This window comes from Mycobacterium sp. NPDC003323, from assembly GCF_053589535.1.
Window position 1 is genome coordinate 67,824 of sequence record NZ_JBSFSB010000013.1, and the last position, 17,323, is coordinate 85,146.

Sequence of the window (17,323 nt, forward strand, 5' to 3'; positions counted from 1 at the left end):
CGGGCGCCGCAGAAGGGGTCCTGTCGCGGCGTTGGCTGTGGCTGGTCGGCACCGTCTTCCTGGTCCTGACCTTCCTGCAGTCTCCGGGCCGCATCTCACCGGACACCAAACTCGACCTGACCGCCAACCCGTGGCGGTTCCTGGCGCGCGCCGCCGACCTGTGGAACAGCGATCTGCCGTTCGGCCAGGCTCAGAACCAGGCCTACGGCTACCTGTTCCCGCATGGGACGTTCTTCCTGGCCGGCGACGTCCTGGGCATTCCGGGCTGGGTGACCCAGCGGTTGTGGTGGGCGTTGCTGCTCACCGTCGGCTTCTGGGGGTTGCTGCGGGTGGCCGAGGTGCTCGGCATCGGCACCACCGCCGCACGGGTGATCGCGGCGACGGCGTTCGCGCTGTCCCCTCGGGTACTGACCACCCTCGGCGCGATCTCCTCGGAGACGCTGCCGATGATGCTGGCGCCCTGGGTGCTGCTGCCGGTCATCCATGCCATGCGTGGGGATCCGCGGATCCGGCTGCTGGCGGCGCGGTCGGCGGCCGCGGTCGCGCTGATGGGTGCGGTCAACGCCGTCGCGACCCTGACCGGGTGCCTGGCCGCCATCATCTGGTGGGCCGCGCACAGACCCAACCGGCAGTGGTGGCGGTTCACCGGCTGGTGGCTGGGGTGCACGGCGCTGGCGGTCACCTGGTGGGCGGTGGCGCTGGTGCTGCTCGGCCGGATCAGCCCGCCGTTTCTGGACTACATCGAATCCTCCGGGGTGACCACCCGCTGGTTGTCGTTGACCGAGATGCTGCGCGGCACCGACAGCTGGACACCGTATGTCGCCCCGACCGCCACCGCCGGGTCACAACTGGTGACCGGTTCGGTCGCGGTGCTGGCCACCACGCTGGTCGCGGCGGCCGGCCTGGCCGGTCTGGCGATGCGCAGCATGCCGGCCCGCGGCCGGCTGATCACCATCCTGTTCGTCGGCATCACGGCGCTGGCCGTCGGCTACGCCGGCGGGCTGGGATCCCCGATCGCCGCGGCTGTGCAGGTGTTCCTCGATGCCGACGGCACCCCGCTGCGCAACGTGCACAAGCTCGAACCCCTGCTGCGGTTGCCGATCGCGCTGGGCCTGGCACATCTGCTGGGCCGGATACCGTTGCCGGGCAGCGCCTCCCGCCGCACCTGGGTGGACGCCTTTGCCTATCCGGAACGTGATCGCCGGGTGGCGGTCGGCATCGTGGTGCTGACCGCGCTGGTCGCCGCGACATCGCTGGCCTGGACGGGCCGGTTGACCCCGCCGGGCAGTTTCGAGGCGATCCCGCAGCACTGGCACCAGGCCGCGGCCTGGCTCGACGAGCACAACACCGATGGTGGCCGGGTGCTGGTGGCACCGGGCGCGCCGTTCGCCACGCAGACCTGGGGCAACAGCCACGACGAGCCCCTGCAGGTGCTGGGCAGCAGCCCGTGGGGCGTGCGGGATTCGATCCCGCTCACCCCGCCGCAGACCATCCGTGCGCTGGATTCCGTGCAACGCCTGTTCGCCGCCGGCCGACCGTCGGCCGGCCTGGCCGATACCCTTACCCAGCAAGGGATCTCCTACGTCGTGGTGCGCAATGACCTGGACCCCGACACATCCCGGTCGGCCCGTCCGCTGCTGGTGCACCGCGTCGTCGAGAATTCCCCTGGCCTGACCAGGGTCGCCGAGTTCGGTGACCCGATAGGGCCGGGCACGCTGGAGGGTTTCGTCACCGACAGTGGGCTGCGCCCCCGCTACCCGGCCGTCGAGATATACCGGGTCGACGGCGCGCAACCCGGTCCGTACCTGACCGATGCCGATGCCATGGCCCGGGTGGACGGCGGCCCGGAATCGTTGTTGCGCATCGCCGAACGGCGCCGGCTGGCCGGTGAGCCACCGCTGGGGCCGATGCTGCTGACCGCCGATGCGCAAAGCGCGGGCCTGCCCGCACCGCTGGTCACGGTCACCGACACCCCCGTCGCCCGCGAGACCGACTACGGCCGGGTCGACCACCACTCCTCGGAGATGCGCGCACCCGGCGATCTGCGGCACACCTTCAACCGGGTGATGGACTATCCGGCGGGCACCGACCCGCTGTTCGCGCGCTGGGACGGCGGCCGGTTGACGGTGTCCAGCTCGGCCGCGGATTCCACTGCGCTGCCGGATGTCTCACCGGCGCTGGGCCCGGCGGCCGCCATCGACGCCGACCCCTCGACCAGCTGGGTGTCCAGCTCACTGCAGGCCGCGGTGGGCCAGTGGATGCAGATCGACTTCGACAACCCGGTGACCAACGCGGCGGTGACCATCACCCCGAGCGCCACCGCGGTCGGCGCTCAGGTCCGTCGCATCGAGGTCTCGACGATCAACGGCACCACCACCCTGCGCTTCGACGAGCCGGGCAAACCGCTGGCCGCCGCGCTGCCGTTCGGCGAGACACCGTGGTTGCGGATCACCGCCGTCGGCACCGACGACGGATCGCCGGGGGTGCAGTTCGGTATCACCGATCTGACCGTCACCCAGTACGACGCCTCCGGTTTCGCCCACCAGATCCCGCTGCGCCGCACCCTCGATGTGCCCGGCCCGCCGCCGGGATCGGCGGTGGCGCAATGGGATCTGGGGTCCGAACTGCTGGGCAGGCCCGGCTGCGCGGACGGCCCCGACGCCGTGCAGTGCGCGGCCACCATGGGGCTGGCGCCCGAGGAACCGGTGAATCTCAGCCGCACGCTGACGGTGCCGACGGCGACCACCGTGACGCCGACGGTCTGGGTCCGGCCGCGCCAGGGTCCGCGGCTGGCCGATCTGTTGCACGAGCCCGCAACGGCGCGCGCCACCGGGGAATCCGATCTGATCGACGTGCAGGGATCGGCGTTCGCGGCCACCGACGGTGATCCGCTCACCTCGTGGACCGCCCCGCAGAACGGTGTGCAGCTCAAGAAGCCGGCGACCCTGACGGTGCGACTGCCCGAGCCCACCGAGGTGGCCGCGCTGACGTTGGCCCCGAGCCGCACCGCACTGCCCGCGCACCCCACGCTGGTCGCGGTCGATCTGGGCGCCGGGCCGCAGGTGCGGCGGTTGACCGGGGATGAGCCCCAGACCATCGATCTCAAACCCACCGTCACCGATACCGTGACCCTGTCGATCCTGGATTGGCGTGATGTGATCGACCGCACCGCACTGGGTTTCGATCAGCTCAAGCCGCCGGGCCTGGCGGAGGTGACGGTGCTGGACGCCGCGGGCACACCGATCGCGGCCGCCGATGCCGCCGACCGGGACCGCCCGATCACCCTGCCGTGTGGACGGGGACCGATCATCGGTGCCGCCGGACAGTTCGTGCAGACATCGATCCGCACGACCGCGGGCGCGCTGCTGGACAACGCGCCGATAGCCGCGAAACCCTGCCAGTCCGAACCGATGTCACTACCGGCCGGTCAGCAGGAGCTGCTCGTCAGTCCGGGTGAGGCCTTCGTCGTCGACGGGATCACGCTGGCCACTGCGCAGGCCGGCGACGTGCGTTCCGCCGCGATGAGCCCCGCCCACACGGGGGCGTGGGATGCCGATCATCGGGAGATCGACGTGCCCGACAGTGATCGCGAGCGCGTGGTGGTGGTGCCCGAGAGCGTGAACCCCGGCTGGATCGCGCACACCGAGGACGGCTCCGCGCTGCAACCGGTCACGGTGAACGGCTGGCAGCAGGGCTGGGTGGTTCCGGCGGGCACCGAAGGCACCGTGACGCTGAGCTTCCCGTCCAACACGCCGTACCGGATCGGGCTGTTCGGCGGGCTGGCGCTGCTGCCGCTGCTGGCAGCGCTGGCGCTGGTGCCGGTGCGCAGGCCCGGCACCGGGCAGCCGGTACCCACCTGGGCGCCGCGGCCGGTGTTCGTCGCCGCGGCCGCGGTGCTGGCCGGATTCCTGGTCAGCGGCATCCCCGGCGCGCTCGTGCTGGCGGGCGCGATCGGATCGCGCCACCTGTTGGCCGGCCGCCCCCGCATCGACGACGCGATCACGGTGGGAGTGACCGCCGGCGGGCTGATCGCCGCGGGCGCGGTGCTGTCGCGCAATCCATGGCGGTCGGTGGACGGCTATGTCGGGCATTCCGCCGGTGTGCAGCTGCTGGCGTTGCTGTCGGTGGCGATGCTGGCCGCGTCGACGGTGGTCACACGTCGAGGACGAGACGCTCGCTGACCGCACGCGATACACACGCCAACATCGAGTTCGCGCGTTCGGTGTCGGTGAGCCGGGCGTCGCGGTGCTCGGGCGTGCCCGCCAACACCCCGATCCGGCACGTCCCGCAGAAGCCTTGCCGGCACGAGTAGGCGATATCGGGCCGGTGCCGCACCAGCGCGTCGAGCACCGTCTCGTCGGCGGCCACGGTCAGTACCGCACCGCTGCGCGCGAGTTCGATCTCGAAGGCGGTGCCGTCACGTACCGGCGGCGCGCTGAAGCGCTCGAAATGTAATGCGGAGGCCCCGGATTCACCGATCCCCTGACGCACGGTCTCGATCATCGGCGGCGGCCCGCACACGTACACCGCACCGCCGGCCGATGCCCTGCCCAACAGGTCCGCCGCAGTAGGCAGGCCGTGCTCGTCGTCGAGGCGCACGGTGACCCGTCCGGGATCCCACTGCCAGATCTCGTCGAGGAACGGGATGGTGTCCGCACTGCGGCCGCAGTACACGAAATGCCAATCGGTGCCCAGCCGTTGGGCGGCGCGCACCATCGGCAGGATGGGGGTGATACCGATACCGCCGGCGATGTAGAGGACCCGCTCGTAGGGGATGAACGGGAAGCCGTTGCGCGGTCCACGCACCGTGACGGTGTCGCCGACCTGCAGGCCGTGCATCTCCAGCGAGCCGCCACCACCGGCGGGGATCTTGCGCACCGCGATGCGGTAGCGGTGGCGATCCTGCGGATCACCGCACAGCGAGTACTGCCGTCGACGCCCCGAGGGCAGGTGCAGGTCCAGATGACCGCCGGGCTGCCAGCCGGGCAGCATGGCACCGTCGGGGGCCGAGAACGTCAGCGCGACAACATCTTTGTCGTGCGCCACGATCTCGCGCCCGGACAGCACCAGCGTCATCGGATCATGCGGTGTGCGGGCCGCCCGCTCGTCGGCGTAGTCGGCTTTGACGACCCGGCTCAGCCAGAACCGGTCCAGCAGCGAGACGACGAAGTTGGTGGCCCGGTCATCCAGCGGGGTGCCGAGCGGTGGTGCGGTGCGCCTCACTTCGAAGCGGCCCGCGCCGCGGGCGAGGAGGCGAGATAGGCCACGGCCTGGGCGGTGTCGCCGACGGTGCCGGGGTGATAGCGCGGCGAAAAGTACTGCAGGGCACGCCAGGAGGTGTGCGCAATCGATGGGGCCACCCCGCGCCGGCCCGACCGCATCAAACCGCGCCAGACCGCCTTGCGTCGGCGGCGCGACATGTCCAGGTTCGGGTCGACGCGCATCAGGTACCGGGTCGCCTGCCACAGCAGGTAGAGCAACATCGGTCCGGCCACCACCTGCGCCCAGGCGCGGCGGGCGTAGTTGTGGTCGAAATAGCGCAGTACGTCGTGGGAGACCATGCGGTGCTCGACCTCTTCGGCGCCGTGCCAGCGCAGCAGGTCCACGATGGTGGGGTCGACGGTCTCACCATTGAGCCGCTTCGCATTGAGCACCCAGTCACCCAGGAACGAGAAGATGTGCTCCAGGGCGGCCATCACCGCCAGCCGCTCCACCATGTAGTTGTGCGCCTTGGCACCGCTCACCTCGCGCGGGCCCAGCAGGCTGCCGAAGACCCAGTTGGCGCGCTCGAGCACGGGGGTGGGGTCGATACCGTGGCGCTCCAGGTATTCGTTGATGCCGGTGTGGGCGGTGGCGTGCATCGCCTCCTGGCCCATGAAGCCGATGACATCCTCGCGCAGCTTCTCGTCGTCGATCAGCGGCAGCGCCTCTTTCAGCAGTGCGACGAACCACTCCTCGCCGGCCGGCAGCAGCAGGCTCAGCCCGTTGTACAGGTGGCTGGCGTAAGGGTCGCCGTAGACGCACTGTGCAGGCACGTCGGACAGGTCGAACTGCACGGCGCGGGCGTGCAGAGCGATCTGCTCAATGTCCGGGGTGTCCGAGTCCAACAGTTCCATCGGCAAGACGGTACCCCTGGTACCGGGTAGCTGTCGATACTGGCGAACCGGCCCGGGCACAGCGCAAGCCTCCTAGCATCGGCGACGTGTCCAAGCTGAGTACCGCACGCGGGACGATCGAAACCTCTGGCCTCGGTGTGACGCTCATGCACGAGCACGTGTTCATGATGACCACCGAGATCGCCGAGAACTATCCCGAGGCCTGGGGCGATGAGGAACGCCGGGTCGCCGACGCGATCGACCGGCTCAACGAACTGAAATCCCGCGGTGTGGACACCGTCGTCGACCTCACCGTCATCGGGCTGGGCCGCTACATCCCGCGCATCCAGCGCGTCGCGGCCGCCACCGAGCTGAACATCATCGTCGCAACCGGGCTGTACACCTACAACGACGTGCCGTTCCGCTTCCACTTTCAGGGCCCGGGCACCCTGCTCGACGGTCCGGAGATCATGACCGAGATGTTCGTCCGCGATATCACCGAGGGCATCGCCGACACCGGGATCAGGGCGGCAATCCTCAAGTGCGCCACCGACGAACCCGGCGTCACCCCAGGTGTGGAGCGGGTGCTGCGTGCCGTGGCCGCCGCGCACCGCGAGACCGGGGTGCCGATCTCCACCCACACCCACGCCGGTCTACGGCGCGGTCTGGAACAGCAGCGCATCTTCGCCGAGGAGGGGGTGGATCTGAGCCGGGTGGTCATCGGGCATTCCGGGGACAGCACCGATCTGGACTATCTGGAGGAGCTCATCGCGCAGGGTTCCTACCTGGGCATGGACCGGTTCGGCATCGATTCGATCCTGCCTTTCGAACAGCGCGTCGACACCGTGGCGCGGATGTGCGAACGCGGCCACGCCGAGAAGATGGTGCTCTCGCACGACGCGTCCTGCTATTTCGACGCCCTGCCCGAGGATGTGGTGCCCGTGGTGATGCCGAACTGGCACTACCTGCACATCCACAACGACGTCATCCCGGCGCTGAAGGAGCGCGGCGTCACCGACGAGCAGCTGCACACCATGCTGGTGGACAACCCACGCCGGATCTTCACCCACGGCGGGGGCTACTGAGCGTCGACGACCGCGCTGTCCCGCGGGGCGGCCCGGTGGTGGCGGGTTTCCCAGCGGCGCAAGGCCTCTCGGCACGGTGATTCGACCAGCGCGTAGCTGACGGCGGCGATCGCGAAACCGAACACCAGCGTCAACACCAGCACCACCGGCATGTGCCCGTTGAACGGGAAGTACCCCATGATCGGGAACACCATGGCCAGCGCCGCGAGGTGCCAGATGAACAGGCCGTAGGACCAGCGGCCCAGCGTCACCATCACCGGACTGCCCAGCAGCCGGTGCTCGGTGTCGGGGGCGTCGAGCACCAGCGGTGCCAGCAGCGTGCCGGCCACGATCGCACCCATGGTGATCTTGACGACGAACTGCCCCACGGTGCCCGGCGTCAGCCCCTCCGGACCGGCCAGCGGCGAGGCGGCCACCACGAAGGCCACCGCCGCGATCGCGGCCATCAGCAGCGGCCGACGCGCCAACCGGTGCGCCCGACCTGCGGGGCTGACCGACAGTTCGGCCAGCACGATGCCCGCGGCGAACCAGGAGAAGAAGGCCGGCGGCCAGTTCAGCGGGTTCACCCCGTAGGGCGGATCGAAGGGGATCAGTCCCCAGGCCAGGCTGGCGGCGGCGACGGCAAGGACCGCCGGGATGCGGGCGCGCAAGGGCAGCCGGCGGGCCAGCAGAGCAAGGAACGGAAGCGCGATATAGAAACTGACCTCGACGGCCAGGCTCCACATCTGGGTCAGCCCGGAGGTGAGCGTCAGCGGCACGTAGATCTGGGTGAGCGTCAGATTGGCCAGCCAGACCGTCAGATTGGCTCCTGCGTCCGGCATGAGCGTCAGGATGACGACGACGGCCACCAGGTAACCCGGCATGATGCGCACCAACCGCGAGCGCAGGTAGTGCCCGGTGGGCGGCCGTGAGCGCAGCCCGCGGGCCGCCGCGGCGTGCCCGCGCCACAGCAGGAACCCGGACAGCGCGAAGAACACCGCCACCGCCAGGTCGAAGCGGCCCAGCAGCCGGCCCGTGACGCCGCCGGTGTGACCGGTCTGGAAGGCCACGTGGGTGATCACGACGCCGATGGCCGCGCAGGCCCGCATGCCCTCGACGGCGGGCAGGAATCCTCGGGTCCCGCCGGAGGTCGACAGCGTCATGGGCACCAGTGTGCCGGGACGGATGCGGTTGTCATAAACCTCGTCCTTACAGTGTGCTGTTAGGGTCGTCAGCGACCGAAGGGAGCCCGGGTTGAACCGAGCAGTGGCCCTGCGCTTTGCCGCATGTGGACTTCTGGGGCTGGGTGCTGCCCTTCTCATCGCAGCATTGCTCCTGTCGACGTACACCCACGGCAAGATCGCCAAGATCCCGCTGGATCTGGATGCCGATCTGATGAGTGAGGGAACGGCCACCGCGCTGGACCCGGCATCGCTGTCGTCACCGGAGCGGTTCGTCATCAACGAGGACGTCCCGGTCGCGCTGCAGCAGCAGCTCACCGTCGAGGCGCCGGCCAATGCCGACGTCGTGACGCTGCAGGTGGGCAGCTCGCTGCGGCGCACCGACAAGCAGCAGGACGAGGGTCTGCTGCTGGCCATGGTCGACACCGTGACGCTGGACCGCACGTCGGCCGAGGCCGTCTCCAGCGACACCAACCCCGGTGGCGCCGTGCAGAAGCCGCGCACCATCGAGGACGACAGCCCGCCGACGAACATCGCGCTGCCGCACGAGGGGCTGTCCTACCGGTTCCCGTTCGACACCGAGAAGAAGACCTACCCGTACTTCGATCCGATCGCGCAGCAGGCCTTCGACGCCAACTACGACGGTGAGGAAGACGTCAACGGACTGACCACCTACCGGTTCACCCAGAACATCGGCTACGACGCCGACGGCAAGCTGGCCGACCCGGTGAAGTATGCGTCGCTGTACGACAACGACGAGGATTCCGAGGTGACCGCCCGCGCCTCGCTGTGGGGTGTGGAGGCCGAGAACCCCGAGGATCCGATCACGATGACGCGGTATTACGCCGCGGAGCGGACCTTCTGGGTGGATCCGGTGACCGGCACCATCGTGCGCGCCGAGGAACACGGCTTCCACTACTACTCGCGGGATGCCCTCGAACCCGAGGTCACCTTCGCCGAGTTCACCGTCACCTCCACCGAGAAGACGGTCGAATCTCAGGTGGCGGCGGCCCGTGACGAGGCCGACAACCTGGCGCTGTGGACCCGCATCCTGCCGATCACCTTCACCGCGCTGGGCCTGGTCATGCTGGTGGGCGGCGCCCTGCTCGGGTCGTTTGCGCTGCGCGCCGAATCGACGCTGATCGATCCGGGGCTCGACGGTGACGATCGCGGCTTCTTCGGCCGCCGGGACGACGAGTCCGGGCCGATGCCCGCCGCCGAGGCACAGACCGAGAAGATCCCGACCCGACGGCCCACCGACCTGCCGCCGGACCGACCGGTCTGATTCGCCGTTGGCTCGCGCCGGCCTACGCGCTGGCGCTCGCCCTGCTGGTCACCGGACCGCTGCTGGGTCCGGGTTATCTGCTGTTGCGCGATGCCGTCTCGACGCCGCGGTCTTATCTGTCCGACGCCGCCCTCGGGTTGACCGAGGCGGCGCCGCGCGCGTTGCCGCAGGATTTCGCGGTCGCGCTGGCCTCGCACGTCCTCGACGGCGGCATCGTGGTGAAGGCGCTGCTGGTCGGCGGGCTGCTGGCGGCCGGTGCCGGTGCCGCCCGCCTGGTGGCCCACGTGCTGCCCGATACCGGCCTGACCGGTCAACTGCTGGCGACGACGCTGGCCGTTTGGAATCCCTACGTGGCCGAACGGCTGCTGCAGGGACATTGGAGCCTGCTGGTGGGCTATGGCTGCCTGCCATGGGTGGCGACCGCGATGCTGCGGCACCGCTACTGGGCGGTGGCCTTCTGGATCGCGCTGGCCGGTCTGACGCCGACCGGGGCGCTGCTGGCGGCGGTCGTCGCGCTGGTGTGCAGCCGGGGCTGGCGCGCGGTGGCCGTGACCGCCGGGGCCACGGTGGCCACCGCGCTGCCCTGGCTGGTGGCCGCGGTGGTTTCGGCATCTCTTTCTTCGACCGCGGGTGCCGGGGTGGCGGCGTTCGCGGCGCGCGCCGAACCCGGTCTGGGCACGCTCGGCAGCCTGGCCGGTCTCGCTGGCATGTGGAACGCCCAGGCCGTGCCCGACTCCCGCACGACGCTGTTCGCCGTGGTGGCCACCGTGGTGCTGCTGGCGGTGGTGGCGGCCGGCCTCCCGGCTGCGCTCCGGCGCCGCGAAGCGCGCCCGCTACTGGTGCTGGCGGTGGCCGCGGTGCTGGTGCCCGCCGGCCTGGCCACCGGGCCCGGTATGACCACACTGGAGTGGATGGCCGGCCGGCTACCGGGGCTCGGTGTGCTGCGCGACGGGCAGAAGTGGGTGGCGCTGGCGATGCCCGGGTATGTGCTGGCCGCCGCGGGGGCGGCGCGGTTCGGACGGTCGGTCTCGGTGGTGTGTGGTGTCGCGCTGATCGCGGTGCTGCCGGATCTGGCCTGGGGTGTGGGCGGGCAGCTGCGGGCGGTGCGATATCCGCCGGCCTGGCAGGCGGTGGCCGAACGGATCAATGCCGACCCACGGCCGGTGGCGGTACTCCCGCCGGACAGCATGCGCCGGTTCGCCTGGGCCGGCACCGCGCCGGTGCTGGATCCGTTGCCGCGCTGGGTGTCCGCCGATGTGCTGGTCAGCGGTGACCTGCTGATCGGCGGTGAGACCATCCCGGGCGAGGGGGCACAGGCGCGGGCCGTCACCGCGCTGCTGGCCGCCGGGGCATCCCGACCGGAGTTGGCCGCCGCCGGCGTGGGGTGGGTGGTGGTACACGGCTCCGGTGCGCCGCTGGATCTGCCTGTCGCATACCGCGATTCGGAGATGACCTTGTACGAGGTGGGCGGTGAGGCACCGGGATCCGCGGATCGGCCGGTGCTGATCGCGGCTCATCTCGTGTGGCTGGTGACGCTGTCGGGCGCCGGGTTCGTCGCCGCGCTCAGACGACGCCGCTGACGCGTCGCCCGCCGGCCACCTCGTCGAGCACGGTGCGCATGGCGTCCGCGCTGAGCACCCAGGAGAATTCGGCGCTGCGGGCGCGCGCCTTGGCACCGAGTTCCTCGCGCAGCACCGGGTCGGCGAGCAATCGGCGCAGGCCCTCGGCCAGTTCGCCGGGACCGTCGACCAGCAGACCGGTGACACCGTCGACGATCGAGTCGGTGAGTCCGCCGGATCCGCGGTAGCCGATGGTCGGCACACCGTGTTGGGCGGCTTCGATGACGGCCAGCCCCCAGCCTTCCTTGCGTGACGGCATCAGGTGCACCCAACAGCGCTGCACCACCGCATGTTTGGCCGCATCGTCGATATGGCCGTGGAAGGTGACGGCATCGGTGATGCCCAGTGCCGCGGCGTGGTCGATCAGCCGCTCCCGCCACCAGCCGCCACCGACGATCTCCAGGTGCAGATCCGGGATGTCCTTGCGCAAGAGCGCGATCGCATCCAGCGCATCCTCGATCTGCTTGTGCGGTACCAGCCGCGACAGCACCGCGACGCGTGGTGTGCGGGAGCGGGGCGCGGTCAGCGTCGCCTCGGGAGCCTCGTCGAGGCCGTTGCGCACCACCGCGATCCGTTCCGGTGTCACGCCCAGTTCGGTCAATTCGCGCGCCGAGGGCAATGACACCGTCACGTACTGATTGTGCCGGTGCAGACGGGGCGAGAGCCGCGATTCGACGAACCAGCCGAAGCGCCCGGTGCGCCGGCCCGCCACCGGCCACTGCTCGCGGTGGCAGTGGTGCACGAGCAGGATCGAGCGGGTGCCGTAGGCCAGCCGGGCCAGAAACGGGATGCCGTTCTGGGTGTCGATCACGACATCGGGCCGGGCGCGACGCAGCGGGCCCAGCCCCACTCGCGCGGCCACCATCGACAGCCCGGCCCACACGTACACCGAGTACGGTCCGCCGCCCCGGCTGACGGTCACCCCGTCGACGACGTCTCGGCGCCGGGCACCGGGATACCGCGCGGTGCGCAGCGTGACATCGAGGCCCGTGGCGGCCAGCTGACTACCGATGCGCTGCAGGTACGCCTCGCTGCCGCCGCCCTGCGGGTGGCCCGTGTCGCGCCAGCACAGCAGCAGGACGCGCCGCACGGGGGCGTTGCGGGGGCCTGGACTCATAACCCGGCCAGCCTAGCCTGCGGATCAGGCGGCGGGATCTGCAGGAAAGCCGGTGAGCGGAATCGATAACTGGGCACCTTGCCCGTCGCGTCCCAACACCTAGGCTGTCCGGGTGCGGCCCACCCGTGACTTCGCCCGCCGGGCCACCCTGCGTCGTTCGGTCGGACTGCTCGGTGCTTTCCGGTTCGAGCAGTCCGATCCGGCCCGGTTCTACGGGGCACTGGCCACCGACACCGTCGACATGGTCGCCGACCTGTGGACCGGCCTGAACGCGACCACCGCGGCCGGGCGCACCGTGCTCGACGTGGGCGGGGGCCCAGGCTATTTCGCGTCCGCGTTCACCGCGGCTGGGATGAGCTATATCGGGGTCGAGCCGGATCCGCGCGAGATGCACGCCGGCCCGGCCGGTACGCCCGACGGTGCGGGCACCTTCGTGCGAGCGTCGGGTACGGCGCTGCCGTTCGCCGACGACAGCGTCGACATCTGCCTGTCCTCCAATGTCGCCGAGCATGTCCGCCACCCCTGGGTGCTGGGCAACGAGATGGTGCGGGTGACGCGCCCGGGCGGGCTGGCGGTGCTGTCCTACACCGTCTGGCTGGGTCCGTTCGGCGGGCACGAGATGGGGTTGACGCACTATCTGGGCGGGGCGCGCGCCGCCGACCGGTACGCCCGCAGGCACGGCCACCGACCCAAGAACGACTACGGATCGTCGTTGTTTTCCGTTTCGGCGGCCGACGGGCTGCACTGGGCCCGCTCGACCGGCACTATGGTCCACGCTTTCCCGCGCTACCACCCGCGATGGGCCTGGTGGATGACGGCGGTGCCGGGCGTGCGGGAGTTCACCGTGAGCAATCTGGTGCTGGTGCTGCAGCCCTGAACTGCAACAGGTTCTCGTTTGGCCGGGTTTCTCGGTAGTGTGACGTCCATGACACAGACGGCGTTCAAGACAACGTGGGACAAGCTGTTCATCGGCGGGCAGTGGGCACAACCGTCGACCTCCGAGGTCATCGAGGTCTTCTCCCCCGCCACCGAGCAGAAGGTCGGCCAGGTGCCGCTGGCCGCGAAGGCGGACGTGGACGCCGCGTGCGCTGCGGCCCGCAAGGCCTTCGACGAGGGCCCCTGGCCGCGGATGGCGCCCAAGGAGCGCGAGGCGGTGCTGGCCAAGGCGGTCGAGCTGATCGAGGCGCGTGCCGAGGAGTTCAAGCATCTGCTCAAGCTGGAGACCGGCCAGCCGCAAACCATCGTCGACATGATGCAGTACGGCGCGGCGATGTCGACGCTGCAGTTCTACGCGTCGGCGGCCGACAAGTTCGCCTGGCAGGACATCCGCGACGGCCTGTACGGCCAGACCCTGGTGCTCAAGGAGCCCGTCGGCGTCGTCGGCGCCGTCGTCGCCTGGAACGTGCCGTTCTTCCTGGCCGCCAACAAGCTGGGTCCGGCCCTGCTGGCCGGCTGCACCATCGTCCTCAAGCCGGCCGCCGAGACGCCGCTGACCACCAATCTGATGGCCGAGGTGTTCGCCGAGGCCGGTCTGCCCGAGGGTGTGCTGTCGGTGGTGCCCGGCGGCCCCGAGACCGGTCGCGCGCTGACCGACAACCCGGCGCTGGACAAGTTCACCTTCACCGGCTCGAGTGCGGTCGGCAAGGAGATCGGCAAGATCGCCGCCGAGAAGCTCAAGCCGTGCACCCTGGAACTCGGCGGCAAGTCCGCGGCGATCATCCTCGAGGACGCCGACCTGGATTCCACGCTGCCGATGCTGATCTTCTCCGGCCTGATGAACTCGGGGCAGGCCTGTGTGGGCCAGACCCGCATCCTGGCGCCGCGCTCGCGCTACGACGAGGTGGTCGAGAAGGTCGCCGCGGCGGCCGCCGGAATGCAGGCCGGCCCGCCGGATGACCCGGCGTCGATGGTGGGCCCGCTGATCTCGGAGAAGCAGCGCGAGCGCGTCGAGGGCTACATCAAGAAGGGGCTCGACGAGGGCGCGCGCGTCGTCACCGGCGGCGGCCGGCCCGAGGGTCTGGACGCCGGCTGGTTCGTGCAGCCGACGGTGTTCGCCGATGTGGACAACTCGATGACCATCGCCCAGGAGGAGATCTTCGGGCCGGTTCTCGTGGTGATCCCCTACGAGGACGAGGCCGACGCGGTGCGCATCGCCAACGACTCGGTGTACGGCCTGGCCGGTTCGGTGTACACCACGGACTACCCGAAGGCCATCGAGATAGCCAAGCAGATCCGTACCGGCACCTACGGCATCAACATGTATGCCTTCGACGCGGGTGCCCCGTTCGGTGGCTACAAGAACTCCGGTATCGGTCGCGAGTGCGGGCCGGAGGGCATCTCGGGCTACTGCGAGTCCAAGAGCGTGCTGCTGCCGTTCGGGTACACCCCGGAGTAGCTTTTCTGCGCGAGCAGACGCAAAACTGCCCCTTTTCTTCGGATTGGGGGCAGTTTTGTGTCTGCTCACCAGATGAGAGCGCTCATCCGGGACTCCTGTTGTCCTCATGCTCGGACGCGAACCTTGTGGTGTCAGAGAAAACCACCTAGCAAGGAGCAACCCGATGCCGAACACGAAGTTCCTCGTCGTCGCCCTGGCCCTGACCGGCCTGGGCTTCCTGGGCGCCGGCACCGCCTTCGCCGATGAGCCCGTCACCCCGGTCCCTGCGACCACCTCGCAGACGACGGTGCTGGCCGACGACGACTGGGATGACTGGTACGACGACGACTGGGACGACTGATCCCTGTGCGCCGAGAATGACGAACGGGCGGGTGAATCCTGGGGATTTCCCGCCCGTTTGTTCGTTTGGGCATCAGGGGACGTTCTCCAGGCGGTAGCCCATGCCGCGCAGCGTGACGAACCGGTCGGCGCCCAGCTTGCGCCGCAGGTAGCGCACGTAGACATCGACCACGTTGGAGTTGGGGTCGAAGTCATAACCCCAGACGTGACTGAGCAACTGCTCGCGGGAGAGCACCTGACCCGGGTGCCGCAAAAACGTCTCGGCAAGGGCGAATTCGCGCGCCGACAGGTCGACCGTCCGCCCGGCCACGTCCGCACGACGCGTCCGTAGATCCAGTTGCAGCCCGCCGTAGGCCAGCACCGTCAGCTCGGTGGACCGGCTCGAGCTCAGCCGCAACCGCACCCGGGCCAGCAGTTCCTCGAACCGGAACGGTTTGGGCATGTAATCGTCGGCACCACCCTCCAAGCCGGCCACCGTGTCCTGCACACTGTCGCGAGCGGTCAGCACGATCACCGGGATGGTGCAGCTGTGCCGGCGCAGCTTGCGCAACACGGCGAAACCGTCCATCTCCGGCAGGCCGATGTCGAGGATCATCAGATCGAAGCCCCCGGTGACGGCGTGGTCGTAGGCGGACAGGCCGTCGGCCACGACGGTGACCGCGAAACCGTTGGCCGACAGGCCCTTTTCCACGAACGACGAGATGCGCGGTTCGTCCTCGGCGATCAGGACGCGGGCCATGGGCCGTCTCCTTCCGGTGGTACGACATGTGCGGGTACGACGACGGTGAAGGAGGCACCGCGTCCCGGCGTGCTGTCCAGCAGCACCTCGCCACCGTGCGCATGGGCGATGGCCCGCACGATGGCCAGGCCCAGACCTGCTCCGTCGGAACGCTTTCCGCCGGCACTGCCGCGGCCGAAACGTTCGAAGATGCGCGCCCGGTCGGCCTCGCCGACGCCCGGACCGGTATCGGCCACCCAGAAGCGCAACCACCCACCCGAGAGCTGCGATCCGACGCTGATCCGGTCGCCGGGGCGGGTGTAGCGGCAGGCGTTGTCGGCCAACGCGACCAACGCCTGGGTGATGCGCTGCGGATCCACCACCGCGACCACCTGCGCCGAGGCGTCCAGCACGAAGTCGCGCTGGCCGAGGCGACCGATCTTGCCGAAGACATCGGCGGTCAGCGCGCCGATGTCGACACCGGTGGGGTGCAGGAACGCAGGTTGTTCGGCGCGGGCCAGCAGCATCAGGTCCGACACCATGCGGTTCATCCGGTCCAGCTCGTCGTCCACCAGGGCGATGGTGGACTCCACGTCCGCCCGGTCGCCGGCATCGACGACTTCGAGGTGCCCGCGGACGATGGTGATGGGGGTGCGCATCTCGTGGCCGATATCGTCGATGAACCGGCGCTGCGCCGACACCCCCGTCTCGACCCGATCGAGCATGCCGTTGACGGTGCCGACCAGTGCGTCGAGTTCGTCACCCTCACCCGTGGACGGGATCCGTTGGGACAGATCGGTTTCGGTGATGCTGCGGGCGGTGTCGACGATATCGCGCAGCGGCGCCAGGATGCGTCCGGCCACCAGCCAGGCGGCTCCGGCCGCGCCCAGCACGGTGAGCGCGCCGACCACCAGCATCAGCCGGGCGGCGTCGTCGGCACTGGCGCGTTCGGCGTCGCCCAGATAGGCGGCCACGATGACACCGCGGCCCGGGTTGCCGTCGAGTGTGACCGGAATGGCCAGGTAGCGCACCTCGCCGGCCTCGGGATGCTCGTAGCGACCCTCGGTGGGCACCGTCAGATCGGCCACCAGCGCGGTGAAGGCGGCGTCGCCGGCCAGGATCTCCGGGGTGCCGGGTTCCTGCCGGCTCTGGGTGCGGTACTCGCCGTCGACGTAGCCGAGGAACTTCTCGTTGGGCCGGGCGATGTTGTAGGCGATGGCCTCGCGGATCACCTCGTCGACGCCCGCGAAGGGTTCACCGGTGCGCGGGTTGATGCCGGGTGCGCTGAGCTCGGCGAACTCCTGCACCTCGAAACGCAGCGCCTCGTCCATCCGGGTGTTGATCCCCGAGACCAGCAGCCGCCAGGTCACGAAGGTGACGATGCCCAGTGCCGCGAGCACCAGCAGCAATACCCAGCCGATGATCCGGGTGCGCGCGGTCGAGGGCAGCAGCCGTCGCCGGGTCGAGCGGACCGGCGCGTGCGAGGGCATATCGTCCATCCTGCCCGGTG

General features: G+C 69.9%; 13 protein-coding genes. 7 read left to right on the forward strand and 6 right to left on the reverse strand.

Annotated features, from left to right (window positions below; translation table 11 throughout):
* Window positions 1-20: 20 nt before the first annotated feature.
* Window positions 21-4,181 (forward strand): alpha-(1->3)-arabinofuranosyltransferase domain-containing protein, encoded by a 4,161-nt coding sequence (locus tag ACWDUN_RS23450; RefSeq protein WP_449932470.1) that lies wholly within the window; start codon window positions 21-23, stop codon window positions 4,179-4,181.
* Here ACWDUN_RS23450 and ACWDUN_RS23455 read toward each other — a convergent pair.
* Both ACWDUN_RS23455 and ACWDUN_RS23460 read right to left on the reverse strand, forming a co-directional pair.
* Window positions 4,153-5,223: a PDR/VanB family oxidoreductase gene (locus tag ACWDUN_RS23455; protein ID WP_449932411.1), complete on the reverse strand. Its 1,071-nt coding sequence runs from the start codon at window positions 5,221-5,223 to the stop codon at window positions 4,153-4,155. The two genes, ACWDUN_RS23450 and ACWDUN_RS23455, sit on opposite strands and share 29 nt — an antisense overlap.
* Complete coding sequence (locus ACWDUN_RS23460; RefSeq protein WP_449932413.1) at window positions 5,220-6,116, reverse strand: metal-dependent hydrolase; 897 nt, start codon at window positions 6,114-6,116, stop codon at window positions 5,220-5,222. The genes ACWDUN_RS23455 and ACWDUN_RS23460 overlap by 4 nt, the downstream gene beginning before the upstream one ends.
* A gap of 86 nt (window positions 6,117-6,202) precedes the next feature.
* On the opposite strand from ACWDUN_RS23460, the gene ACWDUN_RS23465 reads away from it, so the two are divergent.
* The gene (locus ACWDUN_RS23465; protein WP_449932414.1) at window positions 6,203-7,180 is read left to right on the forward strand and encodes a phosphotriesterase family protein; all 978 of its coding nucleotides are present in this window, start codon (window positions 6,203-6,205) and stop codon (window positions 7,178-7,180) included.
* On the opposite strand, the gene ACWDUN_RS23470 is transcribed toward ACWDUN_RS23465, so the two are convergent.
* Window positions 7,174-8,322: an acyltransferase family protein gene (locus ACWDUN_RS23470; protein ID WP_449932415.1), complete on the reverse strand. Its 1,149-nt coding sequence runs from the start codon at window positions 8,320-8,322 to the stop codon at window positions 7,174-7,176. The genes ACWDUN_RS23465 and ACWDUN_RS23470 overlap by 7 nt on opposite strands.
* Before the next feature lie 91 nt (window positions 8,323-8,413).
* Here ACWDUN_RS23470 and ACWDUN_RS23475 point away from each other — a divergent pair, with 91 nt between their 5' ends.
* The gene (locus tag ACWDUN_RS23475; RefSeq protein ID WP_449932416.1) at window positions 8,414-9,625 is read left to right on the forward strand and encodes a DUF3068 domain-containing protein; all 1,212 of its coding nucleotides are present in this window, start codon (window positions 8,414-8,416) and stop codon (window positions 9,623-9,625) included.
* Window positions 9,622-11,205, forward strand: coding sequence for a hypothetical protein (locus tag ACWDUN_RS23480; RefSeq protein WP_449932471.1), 1,584 nt, complete (start codon window positions 9,622-9,624; stop codon window positions 11,203-11,205). Before ACWDUN_RS23475 ends, ACWDUN_RS23480 begins: the two co-directional genes overlap by 4 nt.
* On the opposite strand, the gene ACWDUN_RS23485 is transcribed toward ACWDUN_RS23480, so the two are convergent.
* Entirely contained in the window at window positions 11,189-12,361 is a 1,173-nt protein-coding gene (locus tag ACWDUN_RS23485) for a glycosyltransferase family 4 protein (RefSeq protein ID WP_449932417.1), read from the reverse strand. The two genes, ACWDUN_RS23480 and ACWDUN_RS23485, sit on opposite strands and share 17 nt — an antisense overlap.
* Window positions 12,362-12,473: 112 nt before the next feature.
* On the opposite strand from ACWDUN_RS23485, the gene ACWDUN_RS23490 reads away from it, so the two are divergent.
* The 3 genes from ACWDUN_RS23490 (at window position 12,474) to ACWDUN_RS23500 (ending at window position 15,096) form a co-directional block, all read left to right on the forward strand.
* On the forward strand, window positions 12,474-13,238 hold the full coding sequence (locus ACWDUN_RS23490) for a class I SAM-dependent methyltransferase (protein WP_449932418.1): 765 nt from the start codon (window positions 12,474-12,476) through the stop codon (window positions 13,236-13,238).
* A 48-nt stretch (window positions 13,239-13,286) separates the two neighbouring features.
* The gene (locus ACWDUN_RS23495) at window positions 13,287-14,756 is read left to right on the forward strand and encodes an aldehyde dehydrogenase (RefSeq protein ID WP_449932419.1); all 1,470 of its coding nucleotides are present in this window, start codon (window positions 13,287-13,289) and stop codon (window positions 14,754-14,756) included.
* A 163-nt stretch (window positions 14,757-14,919) separates the two neighbouring features.
* Window positions 14,920-15,096, forward strand: coding sequence for a hypothetical protein (locus tag ACWDUN_RS23500; RefSeq protein ID WP_449932420.1), 177 nt, complete (start codon window positions 14,920-14,922; stop codon window positions 15,094-15,096).
* A gap of 72 nt (window positions 15,097-15,168) precedes the next feature.
* Here ACWDUN_RS23500 and ACWDUN_RS23505 read toward each other — a convergent pair whose 3' ends face one another.
* Both ACWDUN_RS23505 and ACWDUN_RS23510 read right to left on the reverse strand, forming a co-directional pair.
* Entirely contained in the window at window positions 15,169-15,834 is a 666-nt protein-coding gene (locus ACWDUN_RS23505) for a response regulator transcription factor (protein ID WP_449932421.1), read from the reverse strand.
* A complete protein-coding gene (locus ACWDUN_RS23510) occupies window positions 15,819-17,303 on the reverse strand; it encodes a sensor histidine kinase (protein ID WP_449932422.1) in 1,485 nt (494 codons plus the stop codon). The genes ACWDUN_RS23505 and ACWDUN_RS23510 overlap by 16 nt, the downstream gene beginning before the upstream one ends.
* Window positions 17,304-17,323: the final 20 nt, after the last annotated feature.